The following is a 22,725-nucleotide window of genomic DNA, read 5'->3' as shown; positions in this document are numbered from 1 at the left end:
TGTAAAAGATCGAAGGAATTGATACCTAAGCCAGGTACTTGTGAAACCACGCCACCGTGCGGTCCCACGCCTGTTTCGCGGCGGCTTCATCGTAGCGGGGCGTCGAGTCGTTATGAAAGCCGTGATTGCAGCCGGGGTAAATGTAGGCTTCATAGGTTTTGCCTGCGGCCTTCAACGCCGCTTCATAGGCTGGCCATCCTTCATTGATGCCTTTGTCCAGTTCGCCGTAATGCAGCAGCAACGGCGCCTTGATCCTGGGCACGTCTTCAGCCTTTGGCTGGCGACCATAAAAAGGCACGGCCGCCGCCAGTTCCGGATATGCCACGGCCGCCGCGTTGGCGACACCACCGCCATAGCAGAAGCCGGTGATGCCGACTTTTCCGGTGCTCGTGTCGTTTTTCATCAGCCATTCGATGGCGGCGAAGAAATCATTCATGAGCTTTTCCGGATCGACCTTCGCCTGCAGTTCGCGGCCCTTGTCATCGTTGCCGGGATAACCGCCCACCGAACTCAAACCGTCAGGGGCTAGGGCAATGAACCCGGCTTTGGCGACGCGGCGGGCGACGTCTTCGATGTAGGGATTGAGCCCACGGTTTTCATGCACGACCACCACCGCCGGGACTTTGCCGCTGACCTTGGTCGGGCGCACCAGATAGGCGCGGACGTTGCCGTGACCCTTGGGCGAAGGGTAGGTGATGTATTCGGGCAGGATGTCCGGGTCGGTGAATTCCACTTGTTCGGCGAGCGCGTAGTTGGGGCTCAGGGAAGCCAGCAGTGCGCTGGCAGTCAATCCACCCAAGGCGAACAGCGCCGCACGATCAAGAAATGCTCGGCGGTTGATCTTGCCATGGACGTAGTAGTCGTAGAGTTCGAGCAATTCGGGGGCGAAGTCTTTGGCGGTAAGGCGTTCCATCAAGGCGCTTTCCGTGTATTCAGGATCTGAATCAGTAAAGCAGCGTTTGACCCACAACCCGGGCCATTCGTCCGGGTTGTGGCAAACGGTGTGTCGTGGGACTAATGCCCACCCACCACCATGTGACTGAACGGCGCGACATACGCCTGCAACGTCACCAGCCCGCCGACCAGAATCGCCAGCACGATCGAGTGGAAAAACACGTAGCGCAGAATCTCGCCTTCATGCCCGTACCAGCGCGTTGCCGTGGACGCGACCACAATCGACTGCGCGTCGACCATTTTGCCCATGACCCCGCCAGAGCTGTTCGCCGCCGCCATCAGCACCGGGCTGATCCCGAGCTGTTCTGACGTGACTCGTTGCAAGCCGCCGAACAACACGTTGGACGCGGTGTCCGAGCCGGTCAATGCCACGCCGAGCCAGCCGAGGAGGGTGCCGAACATCGGGTAGAAAATACCGGTTGCGGCGAAGGCCAGGCCCATGGTCGCGTCCAGTCCCGAGTAACGCGTGAGGTAACCCAGTGCCAGCATCGCCGCGATGGTGATCAGTGAGTAGCGCACCACCCACAGCGTTCGCAGGTATTGGCGAGCCAGTTGTGGGATCGAGTAGCCCATCAGCAGCCCGCCGAGGATGGCGGACAGCAAGATGCCGCTGCCGGTGGCGGTGAACCAGGTGAACTTGTAAATCGCCTCTTCGGTTTTCGGTGCCGGCACCACCGGCGGCACTTTCTCGACTTGCAGGTGCAAAGTGGTGAAGGTCAGGACTGGCGCGAAAACAGGGTTGGCTTCGCGCAGCGGTTTACCCTGTGGGTCGAGCTTGACCGACTGGGTTTGCGGATCGATTGCCGGACGGGTATCGAACATGTTTTTGAAACCCTGGGTGCCCCAGGCGAAGACGAAGATCGTGAGGATGATCCACGGCATCCAGGCGCGCATCACCGCTGGTTTCGCATCGCCGGAAAAGGTCCCGTCGGCCGCCGGTGGTTGCTCATGTTCGGCATCGATTTTCGAGTTGTCGACACGCCCGGTCAGGGCGGCCGAGGTGTGTACCGTGGCCGGTTTCCAGACCTTGAGGAAACCCGTCAGGCAGGCCATGGAAATCAGCGCGGCGATCACGTCCACCAGCATCGGGCCGTGGTAGTTGGACACGAGGAATTGCGGCACGGCGAAACTGACCCCTGCGACGAGGATCGCCGGCCAGATCTCCAGCATCTTGCGCCAACCGGCGAAGGCCCAGATCAACCAGAACGGTACGAGCACCGAGAAAAACGGCAGTTGTCGACCGACCATCATCGACAGTTCCATTTCGTCCAGCCCGGTCACTTTGGCCAGCGTAATGATCGGTGTGCCCAGTGCGCCGAACGCGACCGGCGCCGTGTTAGCGATCAAGGCCAGGCCAGACGCCGCCAACGGGGAGAAGCCCAGTCCGATCAGAATCGCACCGGTCACCGCCACGGGCGTACCAAAACCGGCCGCGCCTTCGAAAAACGCGCCGAAGCAGAAGGCGATGAGCAGCAATTGCAGGCGCCGGTCGTCGGTGATGCGCGCCAGGGAATCCTGCAGCACCTTGAACGAGCCGTTCTCGGTGGTCAGTCGGTGCAGGAAGATGATGTTGAGTACGATCCAGCCGATCGGTAGCAAGCCGTTGGCCGCGCCGAACAGCGCCGCCGAGCCCGCCATGTTGGCCGGCATGCCGAAAGCAAAGATCGCGATGAGCAACGCAGACGCCAGCGCGAGCAGCGCGGCCATGTGTGCCTTGATGTGGAAAAACGCCAGGGAGGCCAACATCACCACCACCGGCACGGCGGCCATGAGCGTTGAAATGACCGGGTTACCGAAGGGGTCGTAGATTTGCTGCCAGACCATGTTCCACCTCTGCTTGTTATTGTGGGTAGCGCAGGCCCCGGGCGGGGTTGGTGAAATGCAGTATAGGTGGCATTACGCCGCTGTCTTGGGAGGTTCGTCGCTGTTGAAACGGGCCGGGGCCGGCCATGTTCCCGGGCGAACTTCTACTACGCTCAGAAGGATGCCTGACCCGATCCACTCACCACGAGAGGGAGAGCGCGATGACTGAACGCCATTTGAATCACAAGGAGAAGCTTTCCAACGGATGCTCGATAAAGGTCACAGCCGAGATACTGGGGGACGGCTCCCTGAAAATGCTCATCGGGGTGTACCGGCCAGACGGCTCGGTAATAGAAGAGGACCACCATCCGTCCCCACATTTGCTGGACTTCGATGACGCAGTGGCCTGGGCCATCGAAAAAGCCAAGACCATCGGCAACAGCCAGCAAACGTTGTAAGAGCGGTGAATCACCGCTCTGATCATCGTCCTTATTGGGTACCGAACATGGCCGTCCAGTAGATGCCGGCATCGCTTTTTGGATCGTTCGCGTACGCCGCGCCGAGTTCCTTGAACTGTGGGTTCATCAGGTTGGCGCAATGACCGGGGCTGGCCAGCCAGCCGTCGACCACCTTGCGCACGGTGTCTTGGCCGGCGGCAATGTTCTCGCCAATCTGCTGAAAGTTGTAACCCGCCAGTTCTGCGCGGTCCCCCGGCGTGCGGCCGTCGCGGTCCTTGTGATCAAAATAGTTGCCGTTGGCCATGGCCCGTGAGTTGGTTTCGGCGGCGGATGCGAGGGTGGCGTTCCAGGCCAGCGGCGTGGTCGCGGCAAATGGCTGGGCGCCGCACTGACGGGGTTTACTGCGCGCGGCGTTGAGTTCGACCAAGAGCTTCTGGCCTTCGGTGGCGGCATCACCCAGGCGCGCGGTCAACAGCGGGCGGGCGAGCACGACGCGCCAGTCGTTGCCTTGGCGGCTGACACCGATGTCGACGAATTTCAGGTTCAGCACCACTTGGCAAAAGCTTTCCTGTATCGCCATCATTGCCGCTTGCGCATCACGCGGGCCGGTCAGGGATATCGCTTGCACATGGAGCATCGGATACGACGCCCGCACCATGGCCTGCTGCAAGTCGACCTGTCCGCTGGCCGGCAAAATCAGGCGCGGATCGCTGGTCAATGGTGGCAACTCCGGCGAGACCTGACCGGCGCAACTCTGCGGCAGGCTGCGAAAGGCGTTGATCGAATCGACCAGTTGCGTTTCATCGGACGCCATCGCCGTTGCGGCAAGCACCAGACCCAACGACAACACCGACAAGCGCATAGCGGATGAAAAGACGTGCATGGAAACCCCCTTGGACGGACTGCGCCCATGATGCGCGAACTCCCCCCGTACAAGGCAATGGCTTTTTGCAGTTTGTTGCGTAGTAGTTGATATGATTTGGCTACTACCCTAATCCGACACCTTCCAGAGTGTTTGCACCATGCCCGCCAAATACATCGCCGCGTTTCTCGCTCTGTGTCTACTAGCCGGTCAGTCCATGGCGGACGATCAACAACAAAAAAAGGAGGTCGCGCAAGACAAGGCGCAGGTGCTTGAGCAGAAGGCTGCCGAGAAGAGCAGCAATGTGCCGGTGCCCAAGTCCGAGGCCATCACCCAGTCCGAAGTCCAGGCCGTCGACCCGGCCGGCACGGCGCCGCTGGACGACGCCATTACCTGCATGGCGCGCTCCATCTACTGGGAAGCCAAAGGCAAGGACACGGCCGACATGGAAGCGGTGGCCAACGTGGTGATGAACCGCCTCGGCCACGAGGGTTTTCCCGATACGGTGTGCGCAGTGGTCAAGCAAGGTTCCGAAACCAAGAGCTGCCAGTTCTCCTGGTGGTGCGACGGGAAATCGGACTCGGTTCAGGAAGAGACCCAATACGCGCTGGCCAAGGAAATCGCGCGCAAGGCGCTGAACAAGCAGCTGCCGGATCGCACCGGCGGCGCGATGTATTTCCACGACAAGACGGTGAAACCGGTCTGGGCCAAGGAGTACATAAAAACGGCGAGCATCGGTTTGTTCGTGTTCTACAAGCCCCATGACGGGTCGGCGAAGTAGCTCGGCCGACCCTGAGGCTCACAGCACTTAAACCTCGCGACCATGCGCTGCGGCGGCCAGTTGCCCGGTATCGACCCGGACAAACACTGAGTCGCCCACCGCCGTGAGCACGCCGTCGGCGTACACCTCGCAGATGACGCGGGTCTTGCGTCCGACCTCGCCCTCAACCCTGGCGCGCAAGGTCAGCGCAACGCCCATCGGCGTCGGTTTGATGAACTTGATGCCCAGGTTGCCGGTGACGCAGTCGATGCGCGGCAGGGAGCCCGGCTCGCGGTTTTCGGCCCGGTAGTGATACGCCATGGCCGTCCAGTTCGAATGGCAATCCACCAACATTGCAATCAAGCCGCCATACACCAGATCCGGCCAGCCACAGTATTTGGCCTCGGGCAGATGCTCGGCGACGACGTGGACGCCGTCCTCGTGCCAGTGGCTCTTGACGTGCAACCCGTGAGGATTGCGGCTGCCGCAGCCGTAGCACACGCCATCCGGTGCGGCGCGGTCCTGCATGGAAATATCGAGCATGGTGATCCCTTGTTGTGCTGTGAAGTCCGCCTGCGATTAAAGCGCCGGAACGAGGGGAAGTCCATTGCCCCATCCTGGTGCTTTTTTTACATCGCGCGCCGAGCGCCATCGGCTTCCCTGTATGGAAACCGGTGCTTTCAAATCAATGAGATAGCGCTGTGATGCAGGTCGGGCGCAAACGTGGCATGCACATTGCTCCTGTCACAGCGCACCTTTTTCGGTGCGATTGATCCGGGACGACCCGGAGGCCTCACGGCTGTGCGATATCTGGACGACCAGGTGACATTTTGACTAATCATCAGGAGGTTACTTATGGCGCCCATGCCTCGAATTACCCCTCATTCAGCTTTCGAAACCTTGCCCCTCGTCGACATCAGCGGGCTGTTTTCGAGCCTTGAACCCGAACGCTTGAAAGCCGCGACCACCTTGGGAGACGCCGCATCGCAAGCCGGGTTTCTCTATGTGACCGGGCACGGTATCGACTCGCAGATCATCCATCGGCTCAAGCAACGGGCAGCGGACTATTTCGCCCAGTCGACCGAGCAAAAAATGCAGGACTACATCGGCCTGTCGAGCAACCACAGCGGCTATGTGCCCGAAGGCGAGGAGCAATTTGTCGAAGGAACTATCGACCACAAGGAAGCCTTCGACGTCGGCTTCGATTACGCACCGGCATTAGGGCGACGGCCGATGCTCGGGCCCAATCGCTGGCCGGTCTTGCCGGGTTTCAAGGACGACATCAAGGCCTACTACGACGCGGTGTTCAACCTCAGCCTCACCTTGTTTCGCGGCTTCGCACTGGCGCTGGGCCTGCCGGAAAACGCCATCAGCCAACGGGTGAATAACCCGCCGAGCCAACTGCGCCTGATCCACTATCCCTTCTCACCGAATGCCCCGGTGGATCGTCCCGGCATCGGCGCGCACACCGATTACGAATGCTTCACCATTCTGCTGCCGACCGCACCGGGCCTCGAAGTGTTGAACGGGGCAGGGCAGTGGATCGACGTGCCGTTAGTGGACGGTGCGTTTGTGATCAACATCGGCGACATGATGGAAGTGCTCAGCAACGGTCGCTACGTCGCCACCGCTCACCGGGTGCGAAAAGTCGCTCAGGAGCGCTACGCCTTCCCTATGTTTTGCGCCTGTGACTACGACACGGTCATAGCGCCCATCGCCCAGTTGCTCGACCCGCAAACCCCCAGCCGTTATGGGCCTCACGTCTGCGGCGATCACCTCTACGCGCAAACCCTGCAGACCTTCCGCTACCTCAAACAGCGACTGGCCGCCGGCGAGTTGAGCTTGCCCGATGGCGCCAAGGGGTTGTCTTCGTTCGGTCGTGCCGCCATGGCGGGGGAGGTTTGAAATGAATCTGCTGGATCTTGTTACCCAATATCCGCAACCCGCCGCTGGTGGCGTACCGGACTGGATGCTCGGCTTCTACAAACGCCGGTCGATCAGTTTCGCTGACGGCCTGACCGACGTGTGCACCCACGTCTGCTGGTTTCAAAGCCGCCACTTCACCATCGATCTGCGCTTGCCGCTGGAGGGTCAACAAGTGCCGGCCAAACCGCTGCTGGAATGCAGTGCCGAAGAACTGCAGACCCTGGCCAATTACGAAGGCTGGGAAGCGTTGTGTTCATGGCAAGGCGACGTGTTGAGTTGGCACACCGACACCTCGTTTCAGTTGCATAACCGTTGGCCCGAGCCCGGCGTGCTCAAGCGTATCGGCAACTGCATGATCGAGTTTTCCCCCTGTGGTGCCTATGTCGAGGACTGGCGACTCCAGGTATCAAAGCCGGGTGCGTTGATCGGCTTGCGTTTGCTTGAGGAACGAGACGTGCTGAGCGGTTTTGTGCTGCACCGTGGCGGTGGTTTGATCGTCTGCGGTGAGCATGCGGCGTTGGTGCTGGGCCGGGCTGAACCGCTGGATGCCCGTGCCGATGGCGAGCCGCTGCGGGATCTGGTCGCCCGCCATGGTGAAGACCCGCAATGGCTCAAGCGTGCGTTCAACTTTGAGACATCGGTGGCCGAAGGTTCTCTCGAAACAGGCTACAAAGTGTCGCTTTCCACCTGTGCCGGGCGTGTCGGTCAGCCATTGATTTCAATGGAGGGTTTCGAGCGGCTGGCCGACGGCAAGCACGTCTCGCAATTAGTCACTGTCGATGGCGTTGTCCGCGAACGCCTGTTCGTCATCGACACCCTGGAACCCGACATCAGTTACGCACAAACCACCGGATTCACCGCCAGCGCCGCGCAATGGTACGAACGTGAATCCCCGACCTTGAGCCGCTACACCCAGCCGCTCGTTTGACATCAACGCGTCACTCATTTCATAACCCGTGAGGTTTCCATGAAGGCATTCTCGTGCGTGTTTTACCGTTTCTCAGCGGTGTTGCTGGCCGTCTCCTGTCTCGCGTTCGGCGCTTCGGCGGCGGACAAAAAGCAGGAGTTCAAGGTGGCGTGGTCGATCTATTCCGGCTGGATGCCCTGGGGTTACGCCAGTGAACACGGGATCATCGACAAGTGGGCGAAGAAGTACGGGATCAAGATCGAACTGGTGCAGCTCAACGACTACATCGAATCGATCAACCAATACGCGGCTGGCGCGTTCGACGCCTGCGGCATGACCAACATGGACGCCCTGACCATCCCGAGTGCCAACGGCGTGGACACCACCGGCCTGATCCTCGGCGACTATTCCAACGGCAACGATGCCATCGTGCTCAAACACGGCAAGACCTTCGCCGACATCAAGGGCCAACAGGTCAACCTGGTGGAGCTGTCGGTCTCCGACTACCTGATGTCCCGGGCCCTGGACATCCATGGCCTGTCGCAGCGGGACATCAAGATCATGAACACCTCGGACGCCGATGCCGTGGCGTCATTCACCACCCCCGGCGTGACCGCTGCGGCGCTATGGAACCCGCAACTGAGCATGGTGATGAAACAGTCGCCGACGGCGGTGGAAGTGTTCACCTCCAAGGAAATCCCGGGCGAGATCATCGACATGATGGCGGTCAACACCGAGACCCTGAAAGCCAACCCGGAACTGGGCAAGGCGCTGGTCGGTGCCTGGTTCGAAACGCTGCAACTGATGTCTGGCGACAACGGGCAAGCCATCGCCGCGCGCACCTCGATGGCTGAACGTTCGGGCACCGACCTCAAAGGCTACGAAGATCAACTGACGCAAACCATGCTGTTCTACACGCCGGGCACGGCGTTCGAATTCGCCAATTCCGACGCGATCCGCCACACCATGGACAAGGTCCGCACCTTCTCCTTTGCCAAGGGCTTGCTCGGCCAGGCGGCGACCAGCGCCGATGCCGTGGGCATGCAATTCGCCGATGGCTCGACGTTGGGTGACAAGAACAACATCAAGCTGCGGTTTGATACGCAATTTGTGAATATGGCGGTGGCCAACCAGCTGTGACCGTTCGGGGAGCGTTCGAAGGAGCGCCCCCTTATCGGCGGTCAGAACTTGGCGTAGTTCAAGGCATCGACAATGGCTGAACCCCCGATGCCGGTCAGCGACAGCAACAGCGCACGAATCAGCGGGTCTTCGGAGTAGCGGGAGAACGAGCCTGTATTGAGCGTGGCGATGCGGTCGCGGATCATCTGAAACTTGTCGTAATACGGCGTCGTTTCTGGCGTTTCCAGCAGATAGGCATCAACACGCCGCAAAGCAACGGTGCGTGCTTTTTCGGCTGCGCGACGTAGAGATAATGCGGACGCCAGCAGGATCAGTGCCGTCAGCAGGAAAGTAATCACAATACTGGGGGGTGTCGGCCAGTTATCGAATGCGGTGCTGCGCGACGCCAATAGAATCAACATGACCACCGTCGGCGCATAAATCAGTCGGTTGACAGCCGAAGTGCGTTTGGCGATCAGTTGCAAGTCCATCCACTCGTCAATACAAGGGTGCTTGAGTACGCCAAAGATCTCCTTATGTTCGAGCTGTAACGTTCCGGGCCAGACGGCATAATGGTCGCTGAGGTGGCGAATAAATCGTGTCAGCAGCAAGTTGGCATCCACCACCCAGAACACCAGTAACTGGAACAACACGGTTGGCACCAGCCACGTCAACATCCATATGATTGAATCGCCGCGAACGGGGATCCGTTCCATTGGCCACACCACAAACAGCACGCTGGTAACCACAAGGAAAATCCAGGTCACCAGTAAGGCCCGCAGCATTCGGGCACCGAATGAACCGCATACACAGTGTTCCCCCCAGAAGCGGGCAATGGATATCATTTTGCGCCCGTCTACGCAGGTGGCCTGGGCGCTTGAACAGTTTTTTGACCACTCGTCATTGGCACTTTGCAATGGAAAAAAAATCTGCAGCAGGCAGTGCCCCAGGTCGTTGCTCCAGCGACGCAGGCTCATGTTTTTGCTTCTGCGATAGAAGTGTAAAACCTGTCCCCACAGGCTCATCTGATATTTACGCATATGAAGGTGTAAATGGTAGGTGGCTTCGATCTCCGTTCTGTTGACCCGCAAGTTGCGCCAACCCCACGCCAATGCAGAAAGTGATATCAGCGCTGCCAGCAGTCGGAGCGCTACGGTTGGCCAGGCACTGATACCTTCAAACAGGAACATCGGTTCTCCCAACCCGTTCTCTGTCAACGCGCTTCGCATCTGATAAGCCAACATCAGAGCGAGGACAAATACGACGAGCGGAACCACGATGTACCAGGCCGAGGCGGTCGGCAGGCCTTTGATATCGGTGCCGGCTGGGGTTTTGACAGACGCTAATTGCCGGTCGGAGCGGCGGGTAAGGTTCGACGAGATAATCCCCAGCAGGATCAAAACGAACGTGATCCAAAGGAACTCCACATGCCAGGAACGGGTGGCGATAAAGGCACTGAGCGCCGCCACCATATACAGCGTCATGGGTATGCCTCGCACCCAGTCCAGCGCCGTTTCGCGCTTGTTGTCTTGCGGGTTTTCCAGAATTTGCGGGTTCTCGGGTGCGGGCTGCGGAACTTCTATCCACCACCAGACGATGAGTGCCGTAATCAAAAGCAGGGTGAACGTCAGAGGCCCGGCCCAGAAGAATGATTGAGTATTTTTGAATTGATCGCGTGCTGACTGAGAGGCTTCAGGGTAGGGCGGTGGCGACGGGTCCTGAAGGCACCGCAACGCCATAAGATCGTGCGGGCGTACACCTCGATCCGACCGAGAGAGTAGCGTCGGCGCCTCGCAACTGGCAGGGCGCAAAGCAGTGAGCTGGCTGGCTAGCGGGATGAAGCCGCTAATGCCCACTTCATAGATGCCCGGCGAGAGCATTTCCGATTTGGAGTAGTCGAACTTCGCTCGTTTGGCGTCGAAAGATTGCGGCGCCAGTGCGGCTAAGACAGAGACAAACACTGAACTCTGCAAGCTGTCTCGAAACGGCGGTACATCTTGTTGTAAGGCGCGTGTCAGGGTCAGTCCATAGGGTGCCGCGAGTATCAGGTTGCGGGTTGTTTCCGCCTGACCGCGTTGCAACATGCGCGCGTCGAGGTCGGTGGAAAAATACAGCTTGTAAGGCATTCGACTCTTGAGCGCCTGCAAAACCAACAATTTGTCGTAAGCATCGACGCCCAATATACCGATGGCGCCGATACCACTTTCACCGTTCCGGCGGTAGGTCGCGTCCTCGTTGGCGATGTGATCGGCCAGGCGCCGCAAGTAATCGAGTTGAGAATTGCCGTCGGCTTTTTCCAGTGGGCTGAGATCAATTTTGTTCGCGTCCTTGTTGTTTTTGTTACTGTCGGTATTCGCCGTCTTATCATTGCTAGCGGCTTCCTCTGGCAGACGTCCGTCCAGCCCGCGTAAATAGCTGAAACGCAATATCCACTGATTGATTACTGCCTTTTCTTTGTCGTCCCGTAGGTTGGCATCATCGGCTACTTGAGCCTTGAAACTCTCAATGAGTGCTCGGCTATAGAAGCTGTCCCACTCAGAGATTAGGGCGACACGGTCGGCACGCGGCCAGTTGGTCTCAGCGCAAGTCGACCCGACTCGCTGCAAGCTGCCTTTGTTGCAGCGCAAGGCGGTGGCTGGATCGACATGACGCAGTTTTAGTTCCTCCAGCATCAATTGCGTCATGGTGCCGTCGTCGCTGACGGTGCGCAGCAACTTCATCGGCAGTTTGTTTGGTGGCTCCTTCTCGGGAGACTTGATACTTTTCTTGAGTATTTCATTGTCTGCGGTGGCCAAAGGCGAGTAGATCTCAATATCGCGCGTTGCCTTGCCATTGGCTTCCTCCTGATACATGTAACTCAGGGTAGTTGAGGTTGCGGGGCCGATAACCTTCAGAACGGTGCGCTCTTCGGAATATGTGTCACAGGCTAGTGTCGAGCCTGTTTTGCAGGCCAAAATTCTGCGCATTTTTTCCAGGTTTTGCAGTGGTAGCGAACGCAGCAAATCTTGTTTCAACCAGAAAACTATTGTCTGACTTGGTGGTGGGGGAACGCCTTCAACTTTTTCCTGAGGGTCGAGTGGATTCGATATGAATTTTTCATAAGGAACATCCACGAAATTAGTCGCCCCAGGATCGTGGATCGAAAAGTCATCTGCAATTCTTAAGCAGTGGATATACTGCTCTTCGGCGGGCACCCGGTGTGAGTTTTTCAGCCCCGCCAGAAGCGCATAGCGAATGCGTCGACGCTGTTCGACTTCGTCGGCGTACGGCCCACCCTCAACCAGTGCCACCATGATGTCAGGGGAAGTGTCGCCTTCCAGTGCAATTGTGGGGCTGCATAACTTATCCGCTTCCGTTTTATTAGTGGCAGACAGTTTCTTGCGATACCTCTCAAGTGCATCAAACGGGTCCTGCCACAGACGTGCTTCAATCGGCAATTGCGCTTGAAACTGCGCGCCAATAGGTCGCGGTTCAAGGAATGGTTCGCGCGTGAGTGCGAATGTCGATATCACCAAACTCAGGATAACCGCACTGCCGGGCACCCAGAATGCCAGGTTAGTACCTGAATTGTTATTATTGTCCATGGCCCTGCGCCTCTTGATGTAGGCCGAACGTGCAATGTTATGTATAGCTCTAAAAAATATCGGGTTTGCCACGGCCTGAATCGCATCGTTGCTACGGTTTAAGTAGTAGTGCCGCCCACCTAGGTGCCTAAGGAGTTAAGCGCAGTTGTACCGGTTGATATGCCGATGCGCCTAGTACGTGGGATTGAGCGCGATAAAAGTTTGAATGGTGCGAAAAAGGACCTATGATTGAGTCGATTAAGGGGAGTGGTCTGTTTGTGTTTAATGCCAAGCAGCGCTATGGATCCAACATTAAATTTCGAAATAGTCCATCGGCAGTTGAACATTTCTTATTGAGTTGCCCGTAACTAAGGCGATGGTTTTATATTCGTCGGGTAAGTTGTAATGCTGGTAATACACCAGCGCCGAAGTTGGACAAGATTTTCGAGTTGACCAAGCGCGGCCTCGACAGGTATACAGTGCCATGAACCGACCTGAACCTACTTATGCCACCATTAAGGTCAAAAGGGATCAGCCGCCCATGCACCATATCGGACTCATCGTCTACCCCGGCTTCCAGGTCCTCGGCCTCGCCATGTGCGCCACCTTCGAGCTGGCCAACAACATCGCCGAAGAGCCGCTGTACAGCCTTTCCCTGTTGTCCGAGCACGGCGGCACGGTACTGACCTCCGCCGGATTCGGCGTGGAAACCCAGGCATTCGATCAACGCGCGTTCGATACGCTGCTGGTGATGGGCGACAACCTGATCCGGCCCACGTCGCCAGGCATGGTGGCGTTTTTGCGCCGTGCCAGCGAAACCACCCGGCGGCTGGGGTCGATCTGCACCGGTGCGATTGCGCTGGCCGAGGCGGGTTTACTCGATGGTCGGCGGGCGACCACGCACTGGTGTCATGCGCCGGCCTTGCAACGGGCGTTTCCAAAGGTATTGGTCGAAGAGGACCGTATCTTCATCAACGACGGCAACCTCTGGACGTCCGCCGGCATGAGCGCCTGTGTCGACCTCGCGTTGGCGCTGGTGGAAAAGGACCTCGGTGCCCGGGTGGCGCGCACGGTGGCTCGGCAGTTGGTGGTGTATCACCGCCGCGCGGGTGGGCAATCGCAGTTCTCAGTGATGTTGGAATTGGAGCCGAAGACCGATCGCATTCAGGCGGCGTTGACCTACGCCAAACAGCACCTGAAATCTGCGTTGTCGGTGGAAGAGTTGGCTGGCGCAGCGAATTTGAGCCCTCGGCAATTCAGTCGGGTGTTCCATGCCGAAACCGGTCAATCGCCCGCCAAAGCCATCGAAAACCTTCGTGTGGAAGCCGCACGGTTGATGATGGAAACCGGCCGTCATGCCATCGATGTGGTCGCCACCGAGACCGGTTTTGGTGACCGGGAGCGTATGCGTCGGGCCTTTATCCGCGCCTTCGGCCAACCGCCGCAGGTCATCCAGCGGGCGAATCGAGTCGCGTCCTAAAAGGTGGTGTATTCGACATTCAAGACAAAATATGATTGTCGTAATCTTGATCTCGTTGAAGCCCATTCCCTCAGTGAGATCACCGCCATGACCATCGTCAAAGCCGCTGCCGTCCAAATCGCACCCGTGCTCTACAGCCGTGAAGGCACCGTAGAGAAGGTCGTTAACAAAATTCGCGAACTCGGCGAGAAGGGTGTGCAGTTCGCCGTCTTCCCGGAAACCGTTGTGCCGTATTACCCGTACTTTTCCTTTGTGCAGTCGCCTTTCGAAATGGGTTCCGAGCACTATAAGTTGCTCGATCAGGCTGTGGTCGTGCCGTCGGCGACCACCGATGCAATCGGCAAAGCCGCCCGGGAAGCCAATATGGTGGTGTCCATCGGCGTCAACGAACGCGATGGCAGCACGCTGTACAACACGCAGCTGCTGTTTGATGCCGACGGTACGCTGATTCAGGCGCGTCGCAAGATTTCGCCGACCTATCACGAGCGCATGATCTGGGGCATGGGCGATGGCTCCGGCCTGCGTGCCATCGACAGCGCGGTCGGCCGCATCGGTCAACTGGCCTGCTGGGAACATTACAACCCGCTGGCCCGATATGCCTTGATCGAAGATGGCGAACAGATCCACGCCTCGATGTACCCCGGTTCGTTCGCCGGTGAGCGGTTCACCCGGCAGATGGAAGTCAGCATCCGCATGCATGCGCTGGAGTCTGCGTGCTTCGTGGTCAACTCGACCGCCTGGTTGTACCCGGAACAGCAAGCGCAAATCATGGCCGACACCGGTTGCGCCATCGGCCCGATCTCGGGCGGTTGCTACACGGCGATCATCGACCCGCAAGGTGAAGTCGTCGGCGCGCTGACTGAAGGCGAAGGCGAGGTGATTGCTGACATCGACCTGTTCCAGATCGAGATTCGTAAACGTCAAATGGATGGCCGCGGTCACTACAGCCGTCCGGAAATCCTCAGCCTGAACATCGACCGCACACCGCATCGCCATGTTCATGAGCGCAATACTCAGCCGGCACTGGCGGTCACCGGTCAACCGGAAGCCGTGTGATCGGGTAAACGCGAGGTACAAAAAAGGCCCCTTCATCAATCGATGAAGGGGCCTTTTCCGTGGAGGGCAGTTCTACAGTTCCTGGGCCAGGAAGATCAACGTGTTGCCATGCGCCTCAGCCGCTGCGCGCTGGTTGTAGCTGTCGCGGTGCGAGCAGTTGAAGCCGTGTTCGGCTTCCGGGTACACGACAATTTCCACGTTGTCGTTGGTGTCGAAACGTTCGGCGATTTTCTCCACGGCTTCGAGGGAAATGTGGCTGTCCTGTTCACCGAAGTGCATCAGCAAAGGCACTTCAATGTCGTCGGCGCGGTCCAGGTGATTCTGGATGCCGCCGCCGTAGTAGGCGACGGCCACATCCACCAGCCCGTTGGTGGCGGTGAGGTATGACAGCAGGCCGCCAAAGCAGTAACCGATGGAGGCGATGCCGCCATCCAGACCCGGCTGGGTATCGAGGGTGTCGATGGCCAGTTTGATGTCGGCCTGGGCCTTGGTGATGTCGGTGGCGTTCATCAACTCGACGGCGCGTTTCCAGCCGGCTTCGTCGTAGTTCAGTTCGATGCGGTGGCCGTTGCGCCAGAACAGGTCCGGCGCGATCACCAGATAACCATCAGCGGCGTATTGCTCGGCGACGGAGCGGATATGCTCGTTGACGCCGAAGATCTCCTGGATCAAGACGATCCCCGGGCCACGCTGGGTATGCGGAATGGCCAGGTAAGCGCCAAATTTACCGTCGTCGCTGTCGATCTCGATCCATTGGGTGGTCACGCTCATGGTGGCTCCTGTCTACGCAAGTGAGGTGGAAGGTGAAGCGTGTCACGGTAGCATTTCAGCGATTGTGACGGCGCCAGAAAAATCGCGCGAGCAGCGTATCGAGGCTCAGCTTGCCGGCCCCCGAGAGCAGCAAGGGCAGGAGGGCGGCGAGGTAGATCACCGGCAGTTTGAAGTTGCCGTGGCCTTTATTGCTGATGGCGTAACCCTGGGCAAGCTCACTTAATGTAGACCAATCGGCCGGCCAGTGAACCGCGGCGGTGGCGACAATGGTGACCACGGTCAGGATGATCGCCGATACCCGCGTGCCAAGTGCTACCAGGATCGCGAGCGCACAAATCAGCTCGGCCCACATCGACAGTTCCCAGTTCAGCGTCGACGGTACGTGGTCGAACGGAAACGGGAAGCGGTCCTGGATGTCGGCAAACCAGTTTTCGCCGTTCCATTTTTCCAGGCCCGACTCAAAGAATTCCCAGGCGATGAACAACCGCAAGGTCAGGGGCGCGAGCCAGCTACCGGCACGGTCGAGGTTCAGGTGCAGGCCTTTCACGGCCGAAGAGATTGAAGTGTTCATGGGCTTGATCTCCGTCAGGTCAGGAATGCGGGGCATCGTGTGCCCCGCGCAAGGGGATTACTCAGCGGCACCGCACTTGCCTTCGCCACATTTGCCTTCGGCGGTTTTTTCAGCGGTGTCGGCCTGGACCTGGCTGTAACCGTGGGCCAGTTGTTTCATGCTGAACGCTTCGGATTCGGAGGCCGAAGCGACGTTCGACAAAGCCAGGCCACCAGCGATGAGCAGGCCGAGGGTCAGGGAAGAAGTGGAGAGCTTGAACATGGTGATGCTCCATACATTTGAGTGAGTTGAGTGCTTTGATCGGCTTGGCCAATCAACAGCTGTAGTTGACCAAGCAGGTGTATCTGCGATGTGTCGTTGGGGCGGGGTTTTAGGGGCGGGGTGTGTCAGGGGCGGGTCTGTACACACGGTGATACACAGCCACCGCAAATCCCCTGCAGGCTCACTTCTGCAGTGGGCTGCGTTGGGCTTTGGATTGGGGTGAGGCCGCTGTGATTCCTGGCCGACGCGCAGCGTCTAGCCTCAGTGTCCCCGCAATCCCATGGGGCGTGACTTTGGAACCTCGCATGCAAGCGCTGTTGAACGAGATCCTCGACGCTGTCCGGCCGCTGATCGGGCAGGGCAAGGTGGCGGACTACATTCCTGCCCTCGGCACCGTGCCGGCCAATCAATTGGGCATTGCCGTGTACAGCAACGACGGTGAGTTGTACTGCGCGGGCGATGCCGAGACGCCGTTCTCGGTGCAGAGTATTTCCAAGGTCTTCAGCCTGGTGCAGGCCATCGAACACTCCGGTGAGGCGATCTGGGAACGTCTGGGTCACGAGCCTTCCGGTCAGCCCTTCAACTCGCTGGTGCAGCTGGAATTCGAGCGCGGCCGTCCGCGTAATCCCTTCATCAATGCCGGCGCCCTGGTGATCTGCGACATCAACCAATCGCGCTTTGCCGCCCCGGCGTTGTCGATGCGTGATTTTGTCCGTCGGCTGTCCGGCAATCCGCAGGTCATGGTCGATGGCAAAGTCGCCGAGTCCGAATACCAGCACCGCGCGCGCAACGCCGCCATGGCCTACCTGATGCAGTCGTTCGGCAACTTTCACAACGATGTCGAATCCGTGTTGCGCAGCTACTTCAGCCACTGCGCGTTGCGCATGCATTGTATCGACCTGGCCCGGGCGTTCTGCTTTTTGGCCAACGACGGGTTCTGCAAGCACAGCGGCGAACAGATCCTCACTGCGCGCCAGACACAACAGGTCAACTCGATCATGGCCACCAGCGGGCTGTACGACGAGGCCGGCAACTTTGCCTATCGCGTGGGTTTGCCGGGCAAGAGCGGGGTTGGCGGCGGGATTGTCGCCGTGGTGCCGGGGCAATTCACGGTGTGCGTCTGGTCGCCGGAACTGAACGCCGCGGGCAATTCCCTGGCCGGGATGGCCGCGCTGGAACTGCTGAGCCAGCGGATTGGCTGGTCAGTGTTTTAACGGGCAGGATTAATGACGCTCCGGAAAATTTCCTATACATTTTCCGGCCGCCCCCTGCATGGTGAAACCGCTTCATGTCTCTTGTGCTCGAACGTCTAGTCGCTGGTACGCCGATTCCTTTTGCCGGTAATCGTGTCACGGTCGTCAGCCCCGAACTGGCCGCACGCTTCCAGCCCGGCGACCACCTGCTGGTGGAACAGGTCAGCGGCGAATTGTTGCTGATCCCGGTGGCGGACCAGCAAGCGGCCAGCGTTGCGATAGAGCGCGCAGAAGCAGCCTTCACCGCGATGTCGGCGGTGTCGGATCAAGCGATCAGCCACTTCTTCGACCTGTTTGCCCAGCGTCTGGAAACCCCGCAATGCTGGGGCTTGATCGCGGCCGCCAACCTCGCTGACATCGAGCGCGCCAAAGCCCGTGGACGCTCAACCACGCGCTTGCTGGCCGATGAACGCATGCGCCGCGACATGATCGCTGGTCTTCGCGCGTGGCGCGATGCGTCGGCCACGCGCGGCAAAGTGATCAGTTGCGTCGAACATGACGGCTGGAAAGTCGAGCAAGTGGTGTCGCCGCTGGGCATCGTCGCGTTTGTCTTCGAAGGTCGACCGAACGTGTTCGCCGATGCCGCCGGTGTCTTGCGCACAGGCAACACCGCAGTGCTGCGCATCGGCAGCGATGCGTTGGGCACCGCCCAGGCCATCGTCACCCATGCGCTGAACCCGGCGCTGAGCGACGCCGGATTGCCGGTCGGCGCGGTGTCGCTGGTGGAAAGCGTCAATCACGCGGCCGGTTGGGCGATGTTCGCCGACCGGCGTCTGTCCCTGGCCGTGGCGCGGGGTTCGGGGCGTGCGGTCAGCCAATTGGGCAGCATCGCCCAACAAGCGGGCACCGCCGTCAGCCTGCACGGCACCGGTGGTGCCTGGCTGATCGCCGACCAGCACGCCGACGCGAAGCGCTTCGCCGCCGTGGTGCGCAATTCCCTGGACCGCAAGGTCTGCAACACCCTCAACGTCTGCTTGATCCAGCGCGACCGCGCCGCCGATCTGGTGCCGCTGTTTCTCGATGCGTTGCAACAGGCCGGCACTGCACGGGGCCAGGGCTGCAAATTGCACATCGTCGAGGGCAGCGAGGCGTGTTTGTCGACGCAATGGTTGAGCGCGAGCGTCGAGGTGTACCGCGCCGAAGGCTACCGCACCGAAGCCATGGCCGAGCCACTGCCGGAGGAGCAATTGGGCCGCGAGTGGGAATGGGAAGAAACCCCGGAAGTCAGCCTGATGATCGTCGATGACCTGGACCGTGCGATTGCCTTGTTCAACCGCTATAGCCCGCAGTTCACGGTGTCGTTGATCAGTGAGGATGACGCGGCGCATGAGCGCTTCTACAACGCGGTCAACGCGCCATTTGTCGGCAATGGCATCACGCGTTGGGTCGACGGACAGTACGCCTTGAACAAGCCGGAGTTGGGGCTTTCGAACTGGGAGAGTGGTCGACTGTTTGCGCGCAGCGCGATTCTCTCGGGAGACGGTGTGTTCACCATTCGCAGCCGCATGACGCAGACCGATCTGTCGGTCAAGCGCTAGGGATCCGACCGCAGGCGAGGGGGCACACTATAATTAAGGTGTTTGCTCCTTCGTTCTGAAAGAGGGATCCATCATGAAACTCCGTTCCTTCGAGCAATATTCCCATCACTTGGAATCGGTCGCTCACGATACCTGGCTGACGGCCCGGGTGAAGTCGGCCCTGGCCATGGGCGAACCCACCCTCGCCATGCACATTCACGTCAAAACCCATGCGGGCACCGTGGCGTTGAGTGGTCGGGTCAACACCCATCGGCAATGTGAACAGGCGGTGGCACTGGCCCGCTCGGTTCAAGGTGTGGTCGACGTCGATGCCCGGGAATTACTGACACACGTGTTCAAACCCGGCAGTTTTCCCGAAGCGCCCAACGCTGAGGAGAGCGCTGAGCAGCGGCCACGTTCGTCAGACGACCAATGACCCTGTCAGCAGCGCTTCCGGGATCGGGAGCGCTGCGCAAGGGCTGATCATCAAGCGGCTGCGACCGCTTTGCCGTACACCGCGCACGTCGTCGGATGTTCCGCCAGCGAGACGAAGGTGCGGGTGCTGGCCTCCAGGGCGTCAATCGAACCGGTTTCGATGTCGTAGACCCAGCCATGCAAATTCAACAGGCCTTTTTCCTGCGCCAGGCGCACGCTCGGGTGTGTCTGGATGTTGGCCAGTTGCGCAATGACGTTTTCCCGGACCATTGAACTGATCTTCGCCGCATCACTGGTGTGAGGGCGGGATTCGTTGATGACTTTCGCCGATTCGGCGTGCTGCAACCAGCCGCTGACTGCCGGCAGGTGATCCATGCATGTGCACTTGGCGATGGCGGTCATGGCGCCGCAGTCCGAATGGCCGCAGATCACAATGTCGGTCACACCGAGCACTGCGACCGCGTATTCAACCGTGGCCGACACACCGCCCGGATGAGGGCTGTAGGAGGGCACGATGTTGCCGGCGTTGCGGATGACGAACAATTCACCGGGTTCTTGCTGGGTCAGTAATTCGGGCACTACACGACTGTCGGAACAGGTGATGAACAACGTGCCGGGATGCTGGGTGGTGGCCAGGTGTTTGAACAGGTCGGTGCGTTGTGGAAAGGCTTCGTTCTGGAACTTCAAAAAACCGTCGATGAGCGCTTTCATGCGGATGTCCTCATGCGTGATGTGGGGGTGGCCCGCGCCGTAGTGCGGGCCGGTCTCAACTTAGAACGGGCGCAGTGGCAGGAACTTGCCGTCGAGGGTGATCACCGCGCGGGAGCCGCCTTCCGGGTCTTCGACTTTCTTCATGTCGAGCTTGAAGTTGATCGCGCTGATGATGCCGTCGCCAAACTGCTCATGAACCAGGGCTTTGAGCGTGGTGCCGTAGATCTGGATCATTTCGTAGAAGCGGTAAATGGTCGGGTCGGTCGGGACGCCGGAAAGGCTGCCGCGCAGGGGGATGATCTGCAGGCGGGCTACCGCATCGGCGTCCAGTTCCAGCTTGTCGCCGATCACTTCGGCAGCAGCTTTGGGCAATGGATGCTGACCGAGGAGGGCGGCGGTGACGTAGGCCAGGCCCAGGCCGGTGCCGTCGGTCAAGTCCTGCCAGGACAGATTCTTGCGGGCCTTGGCATCGAGGATCGAGGTGGTCAGGGCCAGGCTTGGGTCGTTGTAGGCGTGGGACTGTTGCATGGTGATTCTCCTGTCGGCGTGGTGTTGCTTGGGTGTGAAGCCATCTTCTGCCGATTGATCCATAGCGTCCAAGATCTATATACAATGCTGTGCATAAGCCCTGCCTATAGATGGAATGCCCATGCTGCTACGACATCTGCGCTATTTGCTGGCGGTCGCCGACTACGGCGGCTTCACCCGGGCCGCCGAGGCGTTGCATGTGTCGCAGCCGACCTTGTCCCAGCAAATCCGGCAATTGGAAGAAACCCTGGGCGTAAGCCTGTTCGACCGCACCTCGCGCACGGTCAAACCGACCGATGCCGGCGCGGCCTACATCGAGTGCGCTCGTCGCGTATTGGTGGAATTGGAGGCCGGCAAGCGTGCGCTGCATGACGTGAAGGACTTGTCCCGCGGCACCTTGCGCCTGGCGATGACGCCGACGTTCATGGCGTATCTGGTGGGGCCGCTGGTGCGCGATTACGTGGCGCGGTTTCCGAATATCCATCTGGAGATTTTCGAGCTGTCGATGGATGACATTGAAGCGGGGCTGGCGGATGACTCGCTGGACATCGCCATCGCGTTCAATGAAGTCAGAAATGCCGACATTGAGTCGATCCCGGCGTTTACCGAGACGTTGGGCGTGATGGTGGGGCGCGATCATCCGTTGTATGACAGCCAGCGCGCATTGCCCGCTGAAGAACTTGCTCAACTGGAGTTCGCGCTGTTGACCCCGGACTTCATCACCCGCACCCGCATCAATGCGTATTTTGCCCAGGAGCAGATCACGCCGAAGGTGGTGATCGAGGTCAATTCTGTGAGCACCTTGCTGGAAGTCATTCGGCACACGGCAATTGCCACCATCCTGCCGGAAGCCATCGCCAGCCAGGAGCGTGCCCTGTGCAAGATTCCATTGTTGGGGGAGGCGCCAACCCGCGGGGCGGCATTGTTGCGTCGTAGAAACAACTACCACAGCGCGGCGTCGGTGGCGTTTATGAATCTGGTGTTGGAGCTGTAAAACACTCAGGCACAAAAAAGGGCCTGCTCTTTAATGGGAGCAGGCCCTTTTTTATCAGTGAGTCAGTTTGTTAGTAGAACCGATCAATCACCCGAACTTCGTTTTGGTTCTGCAGCGAAGCCCATGCCTGTTTCAGCGTTTGCAGAACATTACCGATGAAGTCCTTGTCGGCCGCGGCTTTCTTGCCGACATAGCCCTGGCCGCGACGGTACATCTTCAGTCGGGCGAGCAGGTTCTGGTTGTTCTGGTCGAACTCCGCTTCATGAGCGTGAGGCGACAGGCAGTCGATATGAACCTGGCCCGATTTGCTGATCCACAGAATGTGGCTGTCGTGGCTGTCTTTTTGCGCCGCGAACAGACGAGCCAGTTCATCGATAGAAGGTTGATTGTTCAGATTCATAATTTGCCCCTTGACCATTTGGTGATCTTTCAAAGTTGGTTCGCTAATACAAGTAGCCCATCGGTTAGTTGATCCCTGGCACCGAAACCAGGACGTCAGCGGTCGGCCGTCGAATTCAACGGGTCTCGCGTCTGTTGCATGTAGTCGTGTTGAATAACTGCTACGCGTTAGCGTCACAACGAAGAGAAGCAGCGAATACCTGGAGGCCACTGCCGACTTTTCAGGGTCGGCCACAAGCTTCATGAGGATTGATCGCCAGCGCTTCTCGTCCTTGTACTGGACGTTCGGGCCAGGTCAGCTTCTTCAATCTGCCTTGTGGGCAGCGTGTATCCGGGAAAAACAGCTCGGCGGTCAGACGAGCTTGCTCAAACATGTTGCTGTACTCCCGATCGGGGA

23 protein-coding genes are annotated in these 22,725 nt (G+C 59.2%); 11 read left to right on the top strand and 12 right to left on the bottom strand.

Annotated elements, in window-relative coordinates; translation table 11 throughout:
• Positions 1-25: 25 nt before the first annotated feature.
• Entirely contained in the window at positions 26-913 is an 888-nt protein-coding gene (gene yghX / locus J2X66_RS00225; RefSeq protein ID WP_310259317.1) for a YghX family hydrolase, read from the bottom strand.
• 101 nt (positions 914-1,014) lie between these two features.
• On the bottom strand, positions 1,015-2,778 hold the full coding sequence (locus J2X66_RS00220) for an L-lactate permease (protein WP_310259314.1): 1,764 nt from the start codon (positions 2,776-2,778) through the stop codon (positions 1,015-1,017).
• Between the two features lie 200 nt (positions 2,779-2,978).
• Here J2X66_RS00220 and J2X66_RS00215 point away from each other — a divergent pair, with 200 nt between their 5' ends.
• Positions 2,979-3,215 (top strand): hypothetical protein, encoded by a 237-nt coding sequence (locus tag J2X66_RS00215; protein WP_310259311.1) that lies wholly within the window; start codon positions 2,979-2,981, stop codon positions 3,213-3,215.
• A gap of 31 nt (positions 3,216-3,246) precedes the next feature.
• Here J2X66_RS00215 and J2X66_RS00210 read toward each other — a convergent pair whose 3' ends face one another.
• Complete coding sequence (locus J2X66_RS00210) at positions 3,247-4,098, bottom strand: CAP domain-containing protein (RefSeq protein WP_310259308.1); 852 nt, start codon at positions 4,096-4,098, stop codon at positions 3,247-3,249.
• A 139-nt stretch (positions 4,099-4,237) separates the two neighbouring features.
• Between J2X66_RS00210 and J2X66_RS00205 the strand changes: the two genes are divergently transcribed.
• Entirely contained in the window at positions 4,238-4,858 is a 621-nt protein-coding gene (locus J2X66_RS00205; RefSeq protein ID WP_310259305.1) for a cell wall hydrolase, read from the top strand.
• 27 nt (positions 4,859-4,885) lie between these two features.
• Here J2X66_RS00205 and J2X66_RS00200 read toward each other — a convergent pair whose 3' ends face one another.
• Complete coding sequence (locus J2X66_RS00200) at positions 4,886-5,380, bottom strand: PaaI family thioesterase (protein ID WP_310259303.1); 495 nt, start codon at positions 5,378-5,380, stop codon at positions 4,886-4,888.
• A gap of 321 nt (positions 5,381-5,701) precedes the next feature.
• On the opposite strand from J2X66_RS00200, the gene J2X66_RS00195 reads away from it, so the two are divergent.
• From J2X66_RS00195 to J2X66_RS00185, 3 genes are read left to right on the top strand one after another with little or no spacing between them, the layout of a single operon-like run.
• Complete coding sequence (locus J2X66_RS00195; RefSeq protein ID WP_310261405.1) at positions 5,702-6,742, top strand: 2OG-Fe(II) oxygenase family protein; 1,041 nt, start codon at positions 5,702-5,704, stop codon at positions 6,740-6,742.
• A gap of 1 nt (position 6,743) precedes the next feature.
• On the top strand, positions 6,744-7,691 hold the full coding sequence (locus J2X66_RS00190) for a hypothetical protein (RefSeq protein ID WP_310259300.1): 948 nt from the start codon (positions 6,744-6,746) through the stop codon (positions 7,689-7,691).
• Between the two features lie 39 nt (positions 7,692-7,730).
• Positions 7,731-8,810 (top strand): putative urea ABC transporter substrate-binding protein, encoded by a 1,080-nt coding sequence (locus J2X66_RS00185; protein WP_310259298.1) that lies wholly within the window; start codon positions 7,731-7,733, stop codon positions 8,808-8,810.
• A gap of 41 nt (positions 8,811-8,851) precedes the next feature.
• Here J2X66_RS00185 and J2X66_RS00180 read toward each other — a convergent pair whose 3' ends face one another.
• Positions 8,852-12,373 carry a hypothetical protein gene (locus J2X66_RS00180; protein WP_310259294.1) on the bottom strand — a complete coding sequence of 1,174 codons (3,522 nt, stop codon included), beginning with the start codon at positions 12,371-12,373 and terminating at the stop codon, positions 8,852-8,854.
• 520 nt (positions 12,374-12,893) lie between these two features.
• On the opposite strand from J2X66_RS00180, the gene J2X66_RS00175 reads away from it, so the two are divergent.
• Positions 12,894-13,832, top strand: a complete 939-nt coding sequence (locus tag J2X66_RS00175) for a GlxA family transcriptional regulator (RefSeq protein WP_310259291.1) — start codon at positions 12,894-12,896, stop codon at positions 13,830-13,832.
• An 87-nt stretch (positions 13,833-13,919) separates the two neighbouring features.
• The gene (locus tag J2X66_RS00170) at positions 13,920-14,888 is read left to right on the top strand and encodes a nitrilase-related carbon-nitrogen hydrolase (RefSeq protein ID WP_310259289.1); all 969 of its coding nucleotides are present in this window, start codon (positions 13,920-13,922) and stop codon (positions 14,886-14,888) included.
• Positions 14,889-14,960: 72 nt separating this feature from the next.
• On the opposite strand, the gene J2X66_RS00165 is transcribed toward J2X66_RS00170, so the two are convergent.
• Genes J2X66_RS00165 through J2X66_RS00155 form a run of 3 tightly spaced genes read right to left on the bottom strand, consistent with a single transcriptional unit; the run spans position 14,961 to position 16,491 of the window.
• Positions 14,961-15,659 carry a dienelactone hydrolase family protein gene (locus J2X66_RS00165; RefSeq protein WP_310259286.1) on the bottom strand — a complete coding sequence of 233 codons (699 nt, stop codon included), beginning with the start codon at positions 15,657-15,659 and terminating at the stop codon, positions 14,961-14,963.
• A 55-nt stretch (positions 15,660-15,714) separates the two neighbouring features.
• Positions 15,715-16,230 carry a DoxX family protein gene (locus tag J2X66_RS00160; protein ID WP_310259283.1) on the bottom strand — a complete coding sequence of 172 codons (516 nt, stop codon included), beginning with the start codon at positions 16,228-16,230 and terminating at the stop codon, positions 15,715-15,717.
• Between the two features lie 57 nt (positions 16,231-16,287).
• Positions 16,288-16,491 (bottom strand): hypothetical protein, encoded by a 204-nt coding sequence (locus J2X66_RS00155; RefSeq protein ID WP_310259281.1) that lies wholly within the window; start codon positions 16,489-16,491, stop codon positions 16,288-16,290.
• Positions 16,492-16,796: 305 nt separating this feature from the next.
• On the opposite strand from J2X66_RS00155, the gene glsB reads away from it, so the two are divergent.
• The 3 genes from glsB (at position 16,797) to J2X66_RS00140 (ending at position 19,697) form a co-directional block, all read left to right on the top strand.
• The gene (gene glsB, locus J2X66_RS00150; protein ID WP_310259278.1) at positions 16,797-17,705 is read left to right on the top strand and encodes a glutaminase B; all 909 of its coding nucleotides are present in this window, start codon (positions 16,797-16,799) and stop codon (positions 17,703-17,705) included.
• Between the two features lie 74 nt (positions 17,706-17,779).
• On the top strand, positions 17,780-19,282 hold the full coding sequence (locus J2X66_RS00145; protein WP_310259275.1) for an aldehyde dehydrogenase family protein: 1,503 nt from the start codon (positions 17,780-17,782) through the stop codon (positions 19,280-19,282).
• Positions 19,283-19,355: 73 nt separating this feature from the next.
• Positions 19,356-19,697, top strand: coding sequence for a BON domain-containing protein (locus tag J2X66_RS00140; RefSeq protein ID WP_310259272.1), 342 nt, complete (start codon positions 19,356-19,358; stop codon positions 19,695-19,697).
• Between the two features lie 50 nt (positions 19,698-19,747).
• Here J2X66_RS00140 and J2X66_RS00135 read toward each other — a convergent pair whose 3' ends face one another.
• Entirely contained in the window at positions 19,748-20,407 is a 660-nt protein-coding gene (locus tag J2X66_RS00135; RefSeq protein WP_310259269.1) for a carbonic anhydrase, read from the bottom strand.
• Positions 20,408-20,467: 60 nt separating this feature from the next.
• On the bottom strand, positions 20,468-20,935 hold the full coding sequence (gene cynS / locus J2X66_RS00130; RefSeq protein WP_027925323.1) for a cyanase: 468 nt from the start codon (positions 20,933-20,935) through the stop codon (positions 20,468-20,470).
• Positions 20,936-21,056: 121 nt separating this feature from the next.
• On the opposite strand from cynS, the gene cynR reads away from it, so the two are divergent.
• Entirely contained in the window at positions 21,057-21,929 is an 873-nt protein-coding gene (gene cynR, locus J2X66_RS00125) for a transcriptional regulator CynR (RefSeq protein WP_310259264.1), read from the top strand.
• 70 nt (positions 21,930-21,999) lie between these two features.
• Here cynR and J2X66_RS00120 read toward each other — a convergent pair whose 3' ends face one another.
• Together J2X66_RS00120 and J2X66_RS00115 are read right to left on the bottom strand one after the other, a co-directional pair.
• Positions 22,000-22,329, bottom strand: a complete 330-nt coding sequence (locus J2X66_RS00120; protein ID WP_027925325.1) for a hypothetical protein — start codon at positions 22,327-22,329, stop codon at positions 22,000-22,002.
• Between the two features lie 220 nt (positions 22,330-22,549).
• A complete protein-coding gene (locus J2X66_RS00115) occupies positions 22,550-22,702 on the bottom strand; it encodes a hypothetical protein (RefSeq protein WP_007946257.1) in 153 nt (50 codons plus the stop codon).
• Positions 22,703-22,725 lie beyond the last annotated feature (23 nt).

The sequence above is a fragment of the Pseudomonas sp. 3296 genome (assembly GCF_031456615.1).
Taxonomy (GTDB): domain Bacteria; phylum Pseudomonadota; class Gammaproteobacteria; order Pseudomonadales; family Pseudomonadaceae; genus Aquipseudomonas; species Aquipseudomonas mucoides.
Note: the sequence above shows the minus strand (reverse complement) of the source record. Positions and strands in the feature narration are given on the sequence as shown.

Excerpts from the sequence above, each read along its gene's own strand:
- yghX (WP_310259317.1), bottom strand. The coding sequence starts at position 913 with ATGGAACGCCTTACCGCCAAAGACTTCGCCCCCGAATTGCTCGAACTC.
- J2X66_RS00220 (WP_310259314.1), bottom strand. The coding sequence starts at position 2,778 with ATGGTCTGGCAGCAAATCTACGACCCCTTCGGTAACCCGGTCATTTCA.
- J2X66_RS00215 (WP_310259311.1), top strand. The coding sequence starts at position 2,979 with ATGACTGAACGCCATTTGAATCACAAGGAGAAGCTTTCCAACGGATGC.
- J2X66_RS00210 (WP_310259308.1), bottom strand. The coding sequence starts at position 4,098 with ATGCACGTCTTTTCATCCGCTATGCGCTTGTCGGTGTTGTCGTTGGGT.
- J2X66_RS00205 (WP_310259305.1), top strand. The coding sequence starts at position 4,238 with ATGCCCGCCAAATACATCGCCGCGTTTCTCGCTCTGTGTCTACTAGCC.
- J2X66_RS00200 (WP_310259303.1), bottom strand. The coding sequence starts at position 5,380 with ATGCTCGATATTTCCATGCAGGACCGCGCCGCACCGGATGGCGTGTGC.
- J2X66_RS00195 (WP_310261405.1), top strand. The coding sequence starts at position 5,702 with ATGCCTCGAATTACCCCTCATTCAGCTTTCGAAACCTTGCCCCTCGTC.
- J2X66_RS00190 (WP_310259300.1), top strand. The coding sequence starts at position 6,744 with ATGAATCTGCTGGATCTTGTTACCCAATATCCGCAACCCGCCGCTGGT.
- J2X66_RS00185 (WP_310259298.1), top strand. The coding sequence starts at position 7,731 with ATGAAGGCATTCTCGTGCGTGTTTTACCGTTTCTCAGCGGTGTTGCTG.
- J2X66_RS00180 (WP_310259294.1), bottom strand. The coding sequence starts at position 12,373 with ATGGACAATAATAACAATTCAGGTACTAACCTGGCATTCTGGGTGCCC.
- J2X66_RS00175 (WP_310259291.1), top strand. The coding sequence starts at position 12,894 with ATGCACCATATCGGACTCATCGTCTACCCCGGCTTCCAGGTCCTCGGC.
- J2X66_RS00170 (WP_310259289.1), top strand. The coding sequence starts at position 13,920 with ATGACCATCGTCAAAGCCGCTGCCGTCCAAATCGCACCCGTGCTCTAC.
- J2X66_RS00165 (WP_310259286.1), bottom strand. The coding sequence starts at position 15,659 with ATGAGCGTGACCACCCAATGGATCGAGATCGACAGCGACGACGGTAAA.
- J2X66_RS00160 (WP_310259283.1), bottom strand. The coding sequence starts at position 16,230 with ATGAACACTTCAATCTCTTCGGCCGTGAAAGGCCTGCACCTGAACCTC.
- J2X66_RS00155 (WP_310259281.1), bottom strand. The coding sequence starts at position 16,491 with ATGTTCAAGCTCTCCACTTCTTCCCTGACCCTCGGCCTGCTCATCGCT.
- glsB (WP_310259278.1), top strand. The coding sequence starts at position 16,797 with ATGCAAGCGCTGTTGAACGAGATCCTCGACGCTGTCCGGCCGCTGATC.
- J2X66_RS00145 (WP_310259275.1), top strand. The coding sequence starts at position 17,780 with ATGTCTCTTGTGCTCGAACGTCTAGTCGCTGGTACGCCGATTCCTTTT.
- J2X66_RS00140 (WP_310259272.1), top strand. The coding sequence starts at position 19,356 with ATGAAACTCCGTTCCTTCGAGCAATATTCCCATCACTTGGAATCGGTC.
- J2X66_RS00135 (WP_310259269.1), bottom strand. The coding sequence starts at position 20,407 with ATGAAAGCGCTCATCGACGGTTTTTTGAAGTTCCAGAACGAAGCCTTT.
- cynS (WP_027925323.1), bottom strand. The coding sequence starts at position 20,935 with ATGCAACAGTCCCACGCCTACAACGACCCAAGCCTGGCCCTGACCACC.
- cynR (WP_310259264.1), top strand. The coding sequence starts at position 21,057 with ATGCTGCTACGACATCTGCGCTATTTGCTGGCGGTCGCCGACTACGGC.
- J2X66_RS00120 (WP_027925325.1), bottom strand. The coding sequence starts at position 22,329 with ATGAATCTGAACAATCAACCTTCTATCGATGAACTGGCTCGTCTGTTC.
- J2X66_RS00115 (WP_007946257.1), bottom strand. The coding sequence starts at position 22,702 with ATGTTTGAGCAAGCTCGTCTGACCGCCGAGCTGTTTTTCCCGGATACA.